The organism is Victivallis vadensis, from assembly GCF_003096415.1.
In the GTDB taxonomy this organism is placed as follows: domain Bacteria; phylum Verrucomicrobiota; class Lentisphaeria; order Victivallales; family Victivallaceae; genus Victivallis; species Victivallis vadensis.
The window spans coordinates 98,808-114,013 of record NZ_QEKH01000012.1; the positions used below are offsets into that span (position 1 = coordinate 98,808).

Annotated in this window: 10 protein-coding genes; 6 read left to right on the forward strand and 4 right to left on the reverse strand. The window is 62.5% G+C overall.

Going from position 1 to position 15,206, the window contains the following annotated elements; all coding sequences use genetic code 11:
- Window positions 1-4 precede the first annotated feature (4 nt).
- Genes C8D82_RS08875 through C8D82_RS08885 form a run of 3 tightly spaced genes read left to right on the forward strand, consistent with a single transcriptional unit; the run spans window position 5 to window position 4,107 of the window.
- The gene (locus C8D82_RS08875) at window positions 5-709 is read left to right on the forward strand and encodes an efflux RND transporter periplasmic adaptor subunit (RefSeq protein WP_165832957.1); all 705 of its coding nucleotides are present in this window, start codon (window positions 5-7) and stop codon (window positions 707-709) included.
- Window positions 699-2,039 carry an efflux RND transporter periplasmic adaptor subunit gene (locus tag C8D82_RS08880; protein ID WP_116883924.1) on the forward strand — a complete coding sequence of 447 codons (1,341 nt, stop codon included), beginning with the start codon at window positions 699-701 and terminating at the stop codon, window positions 2,037-2,039. Before C8D82_RS08875 ends, C8D82_RS08880 begins: the two co-directional genes overlap by 11 nt.
- Before the next feature lies 1 nt (window position 2,040).
- Window positions 2,041-4,107 (forward strand): site-2 protease family protein, encoded by a 2,067-nt coding sequence (locus C8D82_RS08885; RefSeq protein WP_116883925.1) that lies wholly within the window; start codon window positions 2,041-2,043, stop codon window positions 4,105-4,107.
- A 48-nt stretch (window positions 4,108-4,155) separates the two neighbouring features.
- On the opposite strand, the gene C8D82_RS08890 is transcribed toward C8D82_RS08885, so the two are convergent.
- The 4 genes from C8D82_RS08890 to C8D82_RS20640 form a co-directional block, all read right to left on the reverse strand.
- Window positions 4,156-5,370 (reverse strand): cupin domain-containing protein, encoded by a 1,215-nt coding sequence (locus tag C8D82_RS08890; protein ID WP_116883926.1) that lies wholly within the window; start codon window positions 5,368-5,370, stop codon window positions 4,156-4,158.
- A 12-nt stretch (window positions 5,371-5,382) separates the two neighbouring features.
- Window positions 5,383-6,369 (reverse strand): aldose 1-epimerase family protein, encoded by a 987-nt coding sequence (locus tag C8D82_RS08895; RefSeq protein ID WP_116883927.1) that lies wholly within the window; start codon window positions 6,367-6,369, stop codon window positions 5,383-5,385.
- Between the two features lie 3 nt (window positions 6,370-6,372).
- The gene (locus C8D82_RS08900) at window positions 6,373-8,430 is read right to left on the reverse strand and encodes an alpha-L-fucosidase (protein WP_116883928.1); all 2,058 of its coding nucleotides are present in this window, start codon (window positions 8,428-8,430) and stop codon (window positions 6,373-6,375) included.
- A gap of 95 nt (window positions 8,431-8,525) precedes the next feature.
- Window positions 8,526-8,762, reverse strand: coding sequence for a hypothetical protein (locus tag C8D82_RS20640; RefSeq protein WP_133245122.1), 237 nt, complete (start codon window positions 8,760-8,762; stop codon window positions 8,526-8,528).
- A 166-nt stretch (window positions 8,763-8,928) separates the two neighbouring features.
- Between C8D82_RS20640 and C8D82_RS08905 the strand changes: the two genes are divergently transcribed.
- The 3 genes from C8D82_RS08905 (at window position 8,929) to C8D82_RS08915 (ending at window position 15,182) form a co-directional block, all read left to right on the forward strand.
- The gene (locus C8D82_RS08905) at window positions 8,929-9,834 is read left to right on the forward strand and encodes an AraC family transcriptional regulator (RefSeq protein ID WP_133245123.1); all 906 of its coding nucleotides are present in this window, start codon (window positions 8,929-8,931) and stop codon (window positions 9,832-9,834) included.
- Between the two features lie 715 nt (window positions 9,835-10,549).
- Complete coding sequence (locus C8D82_RS08910) at window positions 10,550-11,350, forward strand: type II secretion system protein (RefSeq protein WP_116883930.1); 801 nt, start codon at window positions 10,550-10,552, stop codon at window positions 11,348-11,350.
- A 4-nt stretch (window positions 11,351-11,354) separates the two neighbouring features.
- Window positions 11,355-15,182: a hypothetical protein gene (locus C8D82_RS08915; protein WP_116883931.1), complete on the forward strand. Its 3,828-nt coding sequence runs from the start codon at window positions 11,355-11,357 to the stop codon at window positions 15,180-15,182.
- Window positions 15,183-15,206 lie beyond the last annotated feature (24 nt).

The following is a 15,206-nucleotide window of genomic DNA, read 5'->3' on the forward strand; positions in this document are numbered from 1 at the left end:
CGAAGTGAGATGGTGTGCGTTTTTTCTGCTGCTGTTTGCCGCCCCGGCATACGGCGAGGCGGTGAAGGCGGTGCTTTTTCCGTTCCGCGAGGCAGTCATTGCGGCGCGGGCGGAATCCACTTTGCTGCCTTACCGTTTCAAGCTCGGCGAGCCGTTCAAGGCGGGGGAGGTTCTCACTGCACTGGACGACTCCCGGTATGCGCTGGAAGTCAGGCGGGCAACGGAACAGGCCGACTTTGCCCGGGCTGTATTCGAGGACAGGAAGCAGTTGCGGGCCAAGAACTTCACCAGCGATCACGAGCTTAAAAAAGCAGAATTTGACTTGTCTGTTGCGGAAAGCAGCCTGGCGGATGCAAAGCTGAATCTTTCGTATTGCATCGTGAAAGCTCCGTTCGCGGGCAAGCTCGCGGAAATCCGGACGCAGGAGTACGAAACGGTTCGTCCGGGGCAGCCGCTGTTTCGGATCATCGACGACAACCGGCTGCTGGCGGTGATGAACGTTCCGTTGAACGATGCCGCGCTGACGACGGTGGGCAATCCGGTTGTCGTTTCGGTTTCGGGAACGGACCGGAAGGCGAAGGGAACCGTATATGAGGTGGCTCCGCAGGCCGACCACCGTACCGGCACCGTCCGCATCCGTGTGCTGATCGACAACGGCGACGGCAAACTGCGCGCCGGCATGACCGGGGAATTGATCCATGACGAATGAGGAACTTTCCGCCCGGCTGAAAGCCTTTGCTTTGATGCTGAAATACGGACACGACCTCTTCGGGGCCGGGGATTTCATGGATGCGGCGGCGCTGGCGGTCAACAACAGCCGCCAACTGCTGAATTTCCGCACCGCCACGCTGCTGGAACTTGCCGGCGGCAAAGCCCGCGTGATTGCGCAGTATGGGCTGGCGGAGGCGAATCCGCACTCGCAGCTGGCGGTGCGGCAATGCCGGTTTGCGGAGTCGCTGCAGCTTGCCGATGAACCGCAAACCGTCACGCGGGAAAACGGCCTGCCGGATGAACTGGCGGAACATGACGCGGTCTATTGCTGTGTGAAACTGCGTCCGCCCGCGAACCTTGAGGAAACGGATTTTACTTTCATCTGGCTGCTCGAATATGAAAAGAGAGTGCCGCCTTATGTCTCGAACACGGTGAAACTGCTGGCGGCTTCGGTTTCCGAAGCGCTTTATTACCAGCGGCTTTGCAAGAGCCGGTTCCGCCGGATGAAGCGCCATGTGAAAAAAAGGTGGATCTGGGGCGTGATTCTCGCCATGCTGACCGGCGCAATGTTCGTGCGCGTTCCCGAAAATGTCACGGCGGAGTTTACGCTGAAAGCGCCGGAAATCACGAGCGCCTACGCCTGGTTCGACGGGCTGATCGCGAAGTGTCTGGTTCAGGATGGAGAAACCGTGAAGCGGGGCGATGTGGTTGCGGAATATGACACGGAACAGCTCGCCTACCGGCTTTCCGGCGCCCGGAGCGCGCTTCGCGAAGTTGAGGCGGAGCTTGCGCTTGAACAGCAGAATGCTTTTACCGACGAGACGCGGCTCGGACAGGTACGGCTGCTTGAAGCCCGCCGCGACACGGCGAAAGTCGCGGTTGAGGAGGCGCAGTGGTATCTGGAACACTCCGAAATTGCAGCTCCGGCCGAGGGGATCGTGGCGCTGGCGGATGACCGTGCCGAATTGCTTGCCGGGAAAGCGGTCAGGACCGGCGACAAGCTCTTCGAGATATTCGGCGGAAACGGAATGGTTGCGGAAATACCGGTCGATGAACGAGAGGCGTCGGTGCTGTCTCAACATTTCCGGGTGACTTTATTTCTGCACACCGCGCCGGAAACGGCAATTCCGGCTGAGATTCTGGAAATTTCGCATTACCCGGAGCTGACCGAACAAAAGACCTACTGCTATAAAGTCCGGGTAAAACTGCAGAACGCCCCGGCCGGACTGCGTTACGGCATGCGCGGCGTCGCAAGGCTTTCCGGCGGCCGGGTTCCCATCGGCTACCGGTTGTTCAAGAGCTCCGTACTTTACTTCCGGGGAATGTGAAATGGCCGCCGCGGAACCGATGACCGGCATGTTGAGAACGGATGTCGAACTGATCCGGGGCGGGACGCCGTTGCTTTTCGACCGGCAGGCGGATGCCTATTACCGGATTCCTCCGGCCATGCTCGATGTCGCGGCGTTCCTGACGGAATCCATGCCGGTTTCACAGTTCCTCGATAAACTCAGGTGCAACGGCATTTCGCTGGAGCGGAGCGAGCTTGTGAAACTGCTGGCATTCCTCCGGCAGAACAACCTGCTCGCTCCCGAATACGGCCAGATCGGCGTCAGGCGCGAGCGTCGGGCGGAGCAGAGGGAGAAGACCGCTTTTCTGCGTTTTTCGGCGGCATACCTTTTTTTCAGGCTGCCGCCGTGGCGCCCGGAGCGCTTTTTTGAGGCCATCAGGCCGTATGCGGGCTGGATCGCATCGAAACCGGTGGTTCTGGCGCTGCTGTTTCCCGCCCTGCTGGGGTATCTGCTGGTGGTCCGGGAGTTCGGGACGGTACGCACGACGTTTCTGGATTCGCTTTCATGGGCGGGGCTGGCGAAGTACTTCGCGGCGATTTTGTTCCTGAAACTGATCCATGAGGCGGCGCACTCGCTGGCGGCGATCCGTTTCGGCTGCCGGGTGCGCGGGATCGGGGTGGGGTTCATGGTGTTCTATCCGAAGCTGTACACGGATACCACCGACAGCTGGCGGCTGCCGCGCGGGAAACGGCTGCTGATCGACGCGGCGGGAATCATTACCGAGCTGCTGCTCGGCGGCATCGCGGCCCTGCTGTGGGCCTATTTGCCGCCGGGCGCATGGAAGTCGACGATGTTCTATGTCTTTGCGGTCAGCACCATTTCGACCCTTTTCGTGAACGGCAACCCGTTCATCCGCTACGACGGCTACTACATCTTCTGCGACCTGGTGAATATCGAAAACCTGATGGCGCGTTCCGGCGAATACGTCAGGCAGTGCTGGCGCTGGCATTTCCTCCGGCTCGGCGCAAAACCGCGCGGCGAACACGGCGTGCTGCTGTTCTGTTTCGGCGTCGGGGCGTTCCTTTACCGGATTTTCCTGTACACTTCGATCGTTCTGGTCATCTATCACAGCTTTGTAAAGGCGGTGGCCGTGGTGATGATGGTTCTGGAGCTTTACAGCATTCTGATTTATCCGTGCTGGCGGGAGATCTGGACGATCCGGGCGCTGTCGAAGCGTTCCGCCGGACGGGCGCGCTGGTTTCCGGGCGCAGCCGCGCTGGTGATTCTGGCGGGAATCCTGTTTCTGCCGCTGTCGTGGAGCATCTCGCTGCCGGGGGAGACGGTTCCGGCGGCGCGCCGGCTCGTGACCGTTTCCGAGGGCGGCTACCTGACGGCGAAGCTGCCGCGCCGGGCAAGGGCGGTCAGGGAGGGGGATATCCTGTTCCGGCTGCGTTCCCCGCAGTTGGAAAACGGAATCGAACGGCTGAAAACGGTTCTCAAATACGACCGGACGCTTTACGATCTTCAACAGCTTGATGAAAAGCTGTTTTCCGAAAGCCGGGTGACGGCTGAAAAAATCGCTTCGGACCGGCTCGGACTGGAAGAACTGGAACGCCGCCGGGAAAAACTGACGGTGCGGGCCGGAGCGGACGGCGTGTTTGTCCCGGCCCTGCCGGATATGTCGGAGGGGGCGTATCTGCCGAAAGGATTGCAAGCCGGCGAGGTCGTTTCCGAGAGGCTGATGGTTTACGCCTATGCGCAGGATCGCGATATCGGCAAGCTGAAAGAGGGAGGCCGGGCCGTCGTCTTCGTCCGGGATTCGCCGGCGGAGCATCCGGCCCGGATTACGCAGGTCAACCGGATTGCGGCGCGGCTGAAGGATTCACCGCTGCTTCAACACTACGGCGGGCCGGTTCCGGTTTACGCCGACGGGCAAAATCCGGGAGAATATTCGTCGGTTCTCGCTCTTTACCGGATCGAACTGGTGCTGACGGAGGCCGCCGGCCTGCTGCCGGGGCGCTGCGTCAGTGTGGAAATACGAAATGCGGAACGGCTGGGCGAACGCATCGGGAAGCTGATCCTTTCCGTCATCCGGAGAGAGTTCTGATCCCGCGGCGCAGGCCCGTTGCCGCCCTGCAATTCCCGGAAACGGGAGTCACTGCCGGAAACGGGCGCTCCACTCGGGGTTGGCGGGGCCGAAGTGCTTCAGCATCACCAGGGGATCGGTCGGGGAGGCGTTCACGATCGTGACGCCCTGCTTCGCGGCGGATTCGGAGACGAAGTATTCGTCGCTGGTCAACTGCCCGAAGCGGATCAGGGCCGGAGTTTCCAGCGCAAGGCCGTTCATCGAACCGTGTCCCTGCATCACGATCAGCCCGTAGGCGGCTTTGTCGCGGATTACGGCGGTACGGCCGGGCAGCACGGTCAGCTCCTTGGCCGAAACCGCCGGGGATTTGTAGCAGATCCAGCGGTCGAGGTAGCCGCCGTCGCGCATTTCGGCTTCGGGGTGGGCGTCGACCGGACGCATGAAGCGGTGTCTGCCGAAGTCGGGATCGACGTTCAGCTCCCAGTCGATCACTTCGACGAGGTAGTCGAAATCCCCGACGCGGTCGGCGGGGCAATCCTTCCACAGCAGCGATTCGGGTACGATCTGGTCGTCCACGAGGCTCTGGTACATCGCGTACACGTCGCTGGCGACCTGCGGCTCGTAGGTGCAGAAACTGCCGGGGGCGTGCAGCACGCCGGGCGGGACATCCCAGCCGGTGCCGGGTTCGAGCCGGTAGGCTTTGGAGAGGTTGGTGATCTTGTTGTCGCCTCTGGTGAAGTTCACCAGACACTCGCGGACCTGCTCTCTGGTCGTGCCCGGCTCGAAGCCGAAGAAGGTGAACGGGAAGTGGCCGCCGTGGTTGTTCAGCTGCGGCGGGAAGTAATAACACTCCGGCTTGCCGCGCTGACCGACCAGCTTCGCGTGTTCGTCGCGGTGGTGGACATGGTGGGGCAGGGGGCCGAGATTGTCGAAGAACTTGGAGTAGACCGGCCAGCAGCCGTACTCTTTCCAGAGCCGCTCGCCGAGCAGTTCCGCGCCGAGTTCGGCGACCGCTTCGGTGAGCGGGATCAGTTCGCCGCCGGGCGTCACGAGGTGGCTGATTCCCTCGTTCCTGCCGGTCAGCGGGCCGTTGTCGGCGGGGGTGGTGCAGCCGAGCCAGCGTTCGTCGATGCCGCCGCGTTGACCGCCGAGCGCGTAGTAGTCGTCCGGATGCAGTTTGATGCGGCGGCCCGGAATGCAGAAGGAGCGGGGCACCCAGTTGGGGGCGAGCCGGAAAATGCCGTTTCCGGCGGAGAAGGCGTTGCGGATGGCGGAAGCGGACATGGTGAACCTCCTTTATATGGTTTCAAAATGGAATTCAAGGCGGGTGTGGACCGCTTCGCCGGGGGCGAGGCGGCGGGCGACGCCGTCGGCGATATCGGCGGAACGGCCGCGCAGCGAGGCGTTGGTCGGTTCAAGGCCGAGCGCGTAGGCTCCGGCGAGGCAGTTTTTCCACTGCACGAAATCGGGCAGTACGTCGGTGTTCCAGACGAGGGTCACTTTGACGCCGAGCTTCCGGTTCAGTACCGCGATCCTGCCCTCCGGCAGTTTGTGGAAGAAGCACTGTTCGCGGTAGTCCGGCGCCGGTTCGTCGAGCCGGTCCCATTCGGCCAGCCCGGCGGCGGCTTCGGCGTCGCGCGGCACGACTTCATGGGGCGGCGCCTCGAATTCGAGGTCGGGCGACGCGAAAGGATAGCCGAAGTTGCAGTGGTACAGGAGTTCGAGGTAGTCCTCACGGGGGGCGAGGTTGGTGATGGTGTCGCAAAGTGTGATCGAGTTGTCGCCGAAACCGGTGGAGACGGAACGCTCCAGTTGCAAATATTCGCCGAACATCGCGCTTTCGCGCAGCGTGCCGACGGCTTCGAGCCGGTAACTGCCTCCGGAAGCGCCGCGCCGGATGCCGACATCTTCGGCGGCGAGGTGGGAGGCGCGGCCGTGCAGGCCGTGTTCCCCGTCCGGCACTCCCGCGTTGCGCAAGCCGGAGGTGGTCATCAGTCCGCCCTGCCAGCTGCGCAGCCAGCCGGTCCCCTGCGGTTCGTAGCGTTCGCCGGAAACGTAGCCCGCCGGGGCGCGGAACACCAATGGAATCCCGCGGAACGAACAGTCCACCAGATCCATTCCCCGGTCCGGCGCGACCGTGAACGCCAGCCCGGAACCGTTGCGGAATTCGATCAGCCTTGAGCCGCGACCGGGGCCTTCGGCAAGTTCGACCAGTCGGGCGTCGGCGAGCTGTTCCATGCTGCCCGCGTAGCGGCGGGCGTCGGAGAGGTTGCAGTAAGTCATAATTCATTCCTCCATCGTGAGTTCAAAGAGTTCGGCGTCGCGGAAGCGGTCGAAAGTCAGCGCGAGTTCGCCGCCGGTGAAGCGGAACGGCACGGTTTTGCCGTCCGAGGTGCGCCGCACCCGCTTCGGCGTGAACCCTTCCGGCAGCTTCACGGTCAGTTCGACATCGGCGAGGGTGATGTTCGGCAGCTCCTCCTGATAGTCCACCATGCCGAGCAGCAGCGTGCCGGGGACGGCGCACTCCAGCAGCGTCAGTTCGACCGACGCGGGCAGGTTCCGGGAGGCCGTCACGAACATCGGCAGGTGGCGGCGGAACAGCGTTTCGCCGAAGCTCTGCTGGGCGTACTGCCGTTCGGCGAGCAGCCCGGAGTAGAGGTAGACGCAGCGCCCGCTGCCGTAAATGTGTTCGGTCAGCCCCGCATAAGCGGTTGCGACGCCGGGCGGATTGGAGTGGATCGACGCGTAAAGTTCGGGATCGTTGACCGGGAAATCCGGCAGTGTGACGGTGCCGTCCACCCGCGTTCCGTCATGCGCTTCGACCAGCGGGTAACAGGTGCCGGAGCAGGAGATCAGTTCATCCCCGGCGGCGAGGTAGCAGACCTTGTCGGTATCCTTGCCGGTGTAGCTCACTCCGAATACGTCGGCGAGCTGAAAGTCGCCGTCCGTGTTGCCGAACCGGTCGTAGAGCGAGGTCTTGCCGGTCGCGATCAGGGTGCCGCCGGTGGCGACGAACCGGCGCAGCCGTTCCGCTTCCTCCGGCGACAGGTAGGCGGCATGGTTCACGATGATCGCCTTGAAGCCGGAATAGTCGCTGGTCCGGTCGGTGATGACCTTGTAGGGGACGTGCAGGCGGTTCAGCAGTGCGGCGGTGCCGAGCACCTCGTCGAGCACCGCGTTGTGGCGGATGTCCATATTCGCGCCCTGTTCAAAGAGTTCGAGCAGGGGCAGGCGGTTTTTCGACTCGTCCACGCAGCTGGACATCGAATAGTAAAGGCCGACCTCCGCCCGCAGCACCGGCCGCAGCCGGGCGGCGGCCCGGCGGAAGGGTTCGAGCTTCCGCACGATCTTGCCGAGGCGTTTGTAGAAGTGCTCGTTCAGCGTGCCGTCGGGGTTGATCGCGTCGATGAAGAAGTAAGCGCCGCCGTTGGCCAGCGTGGTCGCGGCATGCAGGTAAAGTTCCTCGTCGGATTTGGTCGAGGTGTGGTCGTGCAGCGACACGCAGCGCGAGGTCATGAATTCATAGGGCTGCATATTCGTGTAGGCTGAAAACGCCTTGGCGCCGAACCGCTGCTGGAGCCTGCCGCCGTAAAAATCGCCGGAGGTGTAGTCCGACGCTTCCGCGATGCCGGAACTGGCGCCGAGGAACCAGCCGTGCAGCACCGGCGAAAACTGGTGGGTCACGGTCACGCCGGGCCGCGCCTTGCGGGCATGGCCGGTCAGCTTCATCGCGTATTCCGCCATCGAATCCTCGCGCCAGCGCTGGAAACGGACCCATGCCGGGTCTCTCCAGTCGATTACCTCCGGGATTTCTGCTCCGGTTGCGGCGCGGAATTTGGCGCGGCAGGAGTCGCAGCAGCAGACCGTCGGCCAGAAGGTCATGTCGATGAAGATGCCCGCGACCGGATAGGCGAGGATTTCGGAAATTTCCGTGCAGCAGAACTCCACGTACTCGTCGTTGTTCGGGCAGCTCCAGTAGTAGCGGTTGCCGTGGTTGTTGCCGGTGCGGTCGCGCATCTGCCACTGCGGATGGGTTTTGGCGGACCAGTTATGGTGGATGATGGTGTGGTAGGCGACCGGGATGATCCCCGCGTCGGCGAGTCCCCGGACGGTTTCGCCGAAGATATCGCGTCCGTTGAGTCCGGCGTGCATGTGGCCGACTTTGGTCGGATAGTAGCTGTTGCCGTTATGGTCGCAGGCGTAGACCATCGAACTCTCGACGCCGGAAAGCTTCAGCATCCTGACATACTCCGCCGGGTCGAAACGGCTCATGAATCTGGGGTTCAGGTCGGTGATGTGGTTGTCGATCAGCATTCGGGAATAGCATTTTTCCAACCAGGACATGGCAATACCTCTTTCGTTGTGAGATGTTTCCTGACTATATTATACTCGAATGTAGCGAAAATGACAGGCGACAAAACCGATATTCCTAGCACGGATCACGGATTTTTAGTGGTTTTACCTGCCATTCCGTGAGAAAATACAGGCTTTTTGAGGATTTTTTCAGCCGGAATGGATTCAGTCCCTTCTCCGATATCCGGGCAAAGCCCGGTTCTCCGTTTTCCGGCAGTTCTTTGGGGATTCACCCCTGCCTCGGACGCCGGAGCAGCCGGGCAGATGGACGATTTCTGGAAGTGCTGTTTTGTAAGATGTTTGAATGAAACAGGTTGATCCAATTTTCCGGTTCTCCGGTGTTGCTGGTTGCGGTAGATTCGGAGGGGGATATAATTTTCGGCAGCCGCTTGTCAGGCGTATTTCGGCGGGAAAACCGGAAAGAACAGGTTGCATTCGCTCCGTTCCGGTTTTATAGTACGGCTGAAACCGCCGAAGGAGCCGCTGAAAATGGAACATGAGTTTGAACGCCGCCGCCTGTTTCTGGGCGGCGGTCCCGTGTGGCACTCGACCTGGCCTCCGGGCCGCGTCGAGCCGAACCGCCGGATTTACGATTATGAACTGGTCTATTTCGCGAACGGCAGCGGCCGGATCATCACCGGTGAGCGGGTTTATGAATGCAGTACCGGCTCCGCGATCATCATTCCGCCGGGGCTGGTGCACTGCACAGTCGGAGTGCCCCAGCTGGAACGGTGGTGCATCCATTTCGACTGGTTCGGGGATTGCGGGGCGCACCGCGACAACCCGAAAGCGGAGGATGTGTTCGTCTACAACGACGATCCCGCCCCGTACCGGGAAGAGCTGGCGGCGAAGGACCCGGAACTGCCCGGCGTGTCGTTTCCGGTTTTCCGCGAGACGGTTCCTCAGGAGATTCTGCTGTTTCTGCGGCGCTACTTCCTGCCGGAGTCGAAAGGGGTCGGCGGAATGCTGATGCGCCAGGGAGTTCTGATGCAGATTCTCGGGCTGGTCCTGCGCGGCGAGGAGCCGGAGGCCGCTCAGACGCCGGAATCCGGCAAGCTCTTTTTCAAGGCCAAGAACCTGATCGATGCCCGCTATCTGGACGGCGGCCTGCGCGTGGCGGGAGTCGCCGCCGAATTCCAGATCACCGCCAACCACCTGACCAAGCTGTTTCACGCCGCGCTGGGAATGTCGGTGATGGACTACATCCAGACCCGCCGCGTGGACTACAGCCGCAAGCTGCTGCTGGAAAGCAACCTGACCGTGCGGGAGGTGGCTTTCGCCTCCGGCTTCAACGATCCGAACTACTTCACGCGCTTCTTTCAGCAGAAAACCGGTATGACCCCCTCCCGCTTCCGCCGCGAGTGGGAAATCCGCTTCGACGGGAATGAAGCGTGATATCTGCCCGGCGGATTCCTTATTTGTGCTAGAGATGATGGTTTTATCGTCTGTGCATTTCGATGATTTTCTGGTATAATATACATGGAAAGGCGGTACCGGCGACAAAAAACAACTGTCGCCGGACTTGCCGGAAAAGTGCTAAGGGCGGCAAAGCGCCGCTGCTGGGGGGCGTGCGGCTGCCGGTACAGGCGAGCCTTGGTTGGTCTCCAAGACCATTTACGCGGCGCACAATAAGCGCGGTCAGCGCCGCGAACGAATGTGAGGGAATTATTTTGTGGTAGCAAAATAACGAGGAACGATAGTGACGAAGCCGAACGTAGAGAGCGAAGCCCCCCTGGCGTAGTGAGCGTAGCGAACGATGAAGGGTTGGCGGGCGTAGCCCGACAAGTAAGGGGCGCTAGCCCCGCCCGCGAATGGAAGTGCTTTGCAAGTCAGCGGGAGTTCCGAGGCGAGCGGGGAGGTCCGGAGGGCGGTTGGCCCTCCGGAGCCATCCGCATAAGACATAACAACCAGTTTGTGAACTGTAATGATGCGAAAAGGCAGACCAAACTTATGAGTAAGTGCATGATCACGTGCGATTGGAAAGCGGAGCTGAAGTCGGCTTCGCCGCCCTTTCGGGCTCCGCACTCCAAGGTTGACCTCGGGTGGCATTGGATTCAGGAGATGATAAATGGCCGATAAAAACAACGCAACAATTGATAATGGAGGGACAATGAAGAACCAGCGGTTTACTTTGATCGAGCTGCTCGTCGTGATAGCGATCATCGCGATTCTGGCGGGGATGCTGCTTCCGGCGCTGAACAAGGCGCGGGCGACCGCGCAGTCGGCGAGCTGCCTTGCGAATATGAAGCAATTCGGACAGGCGGCGAATCTGTACACCGGCGACAGCAACGGCATTACGGTGCCGCATGTGATGGACGGCAGTTTCAAATTCACGATGGGGGACTTCACGACGGATCAGCCTTCGTGGCAGCATTTTCTGGCCTCCTACCTCGGACTCGGGGTGGATGTGCTGAACTACACCTCCGCAAAGCGGGGCAGCCACATCTACCGCTGTCCGGCGGTTCCGTACAATGCGGATGCGAACGGCAGCGATGACAGCTACTGGGGCTATCCGGGGCCGACCGACTGCGGGCCGGAGCGGTTCTGTTATGCGATCAACGGCATGGGATATGCAACGGTGGTCGGCTATCCGGACGCCGCCTATAACAAACCCAAGAGGATCGAAAAACTGCGCAATCCCTCCACGCTGTTCGCGATCGTCGAAGGCGGACGGCAGGGGGCGATCCTGAGCGAATGCAACCTCGACAACGGCGACGACACGCTGCCGCGCGTGGCGACCGGCGTGGGACGGGCCCGCTATCCGCACGGCAATGTCTCCTCGAACCAGCTTTATGCCGACGGCCATTGCGGTTCCCGGCAGGGGCTGCTGCGTAAATTCGTGGACAGCGACCTCGGCAACGAGTGGACGCAGGCCTGGGGCTGGCCCGGCTGGGACGCCTGGTTGAGGTGATTGAATGAATCAGATACGGTTTGCCGTCCTGCTGGGGATGCTGATCGGTTTCGGAGCACTTGCCGGGGAGAGCCGGGGGGCCGCCGACTTGCGCGGCCTCGGGAAAATCGAGGCGCTCTGCCGGGAGTCCGGCGGCGGGAAAAGTTCGTGGACCACCCTGAAAACCGGGAGCGCGGAACTGGCCGCCGCGTGCGGCTCGAAGCTGCTGGCCGACCTGACCGGTTTCGGGGATGTGAAAATATGGGACGGAGGACTCCCCGGAACCAATCTGAAGCTGGATGGAACCGGCTGCTGGCTGCTCGGCCTGGACGGCGACCGGGTGCAGGTGCTGTTTGCCCGCGATCCGGAGGGACTGGGCGCGCTGGCGAAGCAGGCGAATGCGGAAAACTGGAAGCCGGTGACGCCGGGCGTCCATCCGCGCTGGCTCGACCGCTTCGACAACGACGCATTCGCGATCGGCCTGCTCGGGTGGGGAAAGCTGCCGAAGGATTACCGCAAGGGGGCGGACTGGCTGGGCGAAAAGCAATTCAACCTGATCGGCGACGTGCTGAATCCCAATATCCAGCTGGCTCCCGGTGTGTACGACTTCTCGGTGGCGGACTGGTTCGCGGCGTTGGCGAAGCGGCACGGCACCGCGTATCATATCTACCAGCCGTGGGGCAACCCGGAACGTCCGGCATGGCTGTGGAACCGCACGCCGCTGCCGCATGTGTCTGCGGAGCCGGGTTTCGTTTCCTATCCCGATCTCGATTACCAGAAAAACGCGGTCTGCGCGGCGTTCGATCCGGTGCGCCCGACCGATGCGGCGCTCGCCGCCTCGCTGCGCGGCATTGCGGCGCACAATGCGGAAAATCCAGACTTCAACAACCATTTCGGCGGCGTTGAAATCGGCCACAACGTGATGCTGGCGATTCCGACCTACGCCGGAGATCCCGGTGCGGTCGCGGCCTATGCCGCGTTTACCGGCCGGAACCCGGAGCGTGAGAAAGTGGAGATTCCGACCATGCGCACTTTTGCCGGATGGAATCCGGAAACCTGTCTCGACCTGCGCGGCGAGTGGCAATTGAAGGCCGATCCCGCCGGCGGGAAAACGCCTCCGGACGGGGGGGCGGGCTGGAGCGCAATCCGCAGCGACGACCCGCTGCTGCTGTTGTACGATTATTACTCCGGTTCGGTGTGGCTGAAGCGGAATTTCCGCGCGGCGGACCCGGCGAAGCTGAACTATCTGCACATCTCCCGGAATGCGTGGCACGGGCGCGTCTCCAAGGTTCAGGCGGCGTTCCTGAACGGGAAACCACTGAAGGACCTGACGCACGACGATCCGATCACCGGCGACTTCGACGAGTGTTTCGAGCTGGGCGGAGCGGTGCGCGCCGGGGAGAACACCATTGTGCTGAAACTCGACGGCAAGCCGGTTCCCGGCTATATCTTCCTCGGACCGAAAGGGCGGTGGAGCTATCCGTCGGACGATCCGGGACTGAACAGACTCTATTTCGACACCATCGAATTCGCATCGCGCTACCGGATGCGCGGCATCGAAAACTGGCTGAAGGCGACCCGCGGCGGCGATCCGCAGGGGCGTCCCCAGCTGCTGATGGCGACCTGGGATTTCATCGATCACACTTTCGACCTCTGCCGGAAATACGGCGCGACCGCGCAGGATACCGGGCAGGGCGGAGCCTGTTGGGCGCCGTGGCTGGCCCGCTACTATGTCGCGCGCGGACTGCCGATCACCTGCGAACCGGGCAATGCGCCGGGCAGCGCGTGGGAGATGCGCAAAATGATGACGCTGTACATGCTGCTCGGCAACGAGGGCATCAATGCGCTGTTCGACGCGGAGCAATATATGGGCAACGAGGAGGTGCGCCGCTGGATCGACGCGAATCCCGAGGTGATCCGCAGCGCCGGGAAATTCGAGATGAACCGTTCCGACCTCGGAGTGATGCGATCGGTACGCAATGCGTCGCGTCTCCACTTCCCTGCGGTGTGGAGCTGGGATGTCAGCCGCGGTGAACTTCAGGCCGCCGGGCGCACCGTGAACCTCGCCGATCCGTCGGACTTTGAGAAGGATCGGGCCGGAGCGTGGTTCGACGTGGTGTTCGACGCGGCCAGCGAGTTGCTGACCGACGGCGAAATCGCCGGAATCGAGCGGTTTTGCCGCAACGGCGGCACCTTTATCGCGATGCACGAGACCGGCAAGCATTCGCCGGAACGCGGCTGGTCGTGGCCGGTTTCAAAATTGAACGGCCTGCGCGTAGTCGGCCGCAGCCGGGGCGGCTGGGGCAAACTGCGGTTCAGCAAGGAGCAGGAGCTGTGGCCGGAACTGCGCGGCAGGGAGATCGACGCCTGGGGCGTGGTCTACGACTGGACCGGAGCCGACGTGACCGGTTCTTCCCTCGGCATGGAGCCGGCGGCTTCCGACGTCGAGGTGATCGCCGAATGGGCGGACCGCAAGCCGGGGGAGGGGCGCATCGCGATCGCCGCCCGGAAGATCGGCAAGGGGCGGATCATCACGCTCGGCTCGACCTTCTGGCGCGAGGCGCGCGACCGCAGCGGCCGGTTTGAAACCGATCCGGCGGCGCGTCCGTACCTTGCGCAACTGCTGGATGCGCTGAAGGTGCCGCGCAGTTCTTACAACAACGGAGCGAAGGGGACGGCGGATATTTTCTCGGAACGCTGGCGGAGCAAGAACGGCCTTTACGACCTCTATCTTGCCGCCAAGGTCAACGACAAGGAGGGCGTGCGGGATGTGGCTCTGACCTTCGCCGCGCCGGACCGGCCGCAGACGCTGCGGGAGGTGACGGCGAACGGCCATCCCGCAACGCCGTTCCGGTACGAGGGAGGAAAGCTGACGCTGGCGGGCCTTTCCTTTGAACCGATGCAACTGCGCATGTTCGCCGCGCCGCGCCGGGATATCGCCCGCGCGCCGCTGGCGTGGCTGAAGAGTCTGGAGCAGCGCTGGTACCGGCTGCCGGAGATCCCGGCGGACGAGCTGCCGCCTCCCGAAGTCGCGGATGGAAACACGGTTTCCCTGGCCGACGGCTGGCAAATGACGGTCGGCGGTCCGGTCTGGGGCGAAGCGCCGCCGCCGGATCACGACTGGAAGGCCGGGCGTACCGTGAAGCTCGGCGCCTACCTGACAATGGGAGTGCCGGATGAGGAAGCGGTCACTCACTTCCGCCGGGAGTTTACGGTTCCGGCTTCATGGCGGGGGCGGCGGGCGTCGCTGGTTTTCGCGTCGCAGTACTGGTTCTACGGCATCGAACCGCAGGGGCGGCTGTGGGTCAACGGCAAGCCGGCTCCGATCGAACAGCCTTTCGGAGACCGGACGAACGGCTGTTTCATGTTCGATCTGACGCCGGGCGAAAAGGTGGTGCTGGAGCTGGAGGTGAATGGGGCGCTGCGCCACAAGGAGCAGCTTCGCAGCCGTCCGAGCGGCGTGACCGGGCTGTTTTTCCTGCAGAGCGATCCGGTTCCGTTGAAAACCGTGCCGGTGACCGGCTGGCGGGCGGCGCGCGAGGTGAATGTGCTGTCGCCTTTCGACGGGAAGCAGCCGGGCGGATTCCTCTATCTGGAAACGGTGTTCCAAACGCCGTCCGGCCCGTCGCGGCGGATCTTTCTGGAGGCTCCCGGCCACCTCGGCTGGCTGATGTTGAACGGGCATGTGATTTCCACGCCCGGCTGGATGCGCCGCCTCGACGTCAGCAACCTGCTGCGGCGTGACGGCGGCGAAAACAGATTGCGCTGGTGGCCGCTCCTGTGCAAGGAAAAGCCGCTGCACAACCGGCAGCTCAGCCGGACGCAGCCGCTTTGGCTGGCGTGGCATCCGTAAGGGCGGGGGACATATCGGTTCCGC

What these genes read in the sequence shown, in the direction of transcription:
- C8D82_RS08880 (WP_116883924.1), top strand. Translation starts at nt 699, where the DNA reads ATGACGAATGAGGAACTTTCCGCCCGGCTGAAAGCCTTTGCTTTGATG.
- C8D82_RS08885 (WP_116883925.1), top strand. Translation starts at nt 2,041, where the DNA reads ATGGCCGCCGCGGAACCGATGACCGGCATGTTGAGAACGGATGTCGAA.
- C8D82_RS08890 (WP_116883926.1), bottom strand. Translation starts at nt 5,370, where the DNA reads ATGTCCGCTTCCGCCATCCGCAACGCCTTCTCCGCCGGAAACGGCATT.
- C8D82_RS08895 (WP_116883927.1), bottom strand. Translation starts at nt 6,369, where the DNA reads ATGACTTACTGCAACCTCTCCGACGCCCGCCGCTACGCGGGCAGCATG.
- C8D82_RS08900 (WP_116883928.1), bottom strand. Translation starts at nt 8,430, where the DNA reads ATGTCCTGGTTGGAAAAATGCTATTCCCGAATGCTGATCGACAACCAC.
- C8D82_RS08905 (WP_133245123.1), top strand. Translation starts at nt 8,929, where the DNA reads ATGGAACATGAGTTTGAACGCCGCCGCCTGTTTCTGGGCGGCGGTCCC.
- C8D82_RS08910 (WP_116883930.1), top strand. Translation starts at nt 10,550, where the DNA reads ATGAAGAACCAGCGGTTTACTTTGATCGAGCTGCTCGTCGTGATAGCG.
- C8D82_RS08915 (WP_116883931.1), top strand. Translation starts at nt 11,355, where the DNA reads ATGAATCAGATACGGTTTGCCGTCCTGCTGGGGATGCTGATCGGTTTC.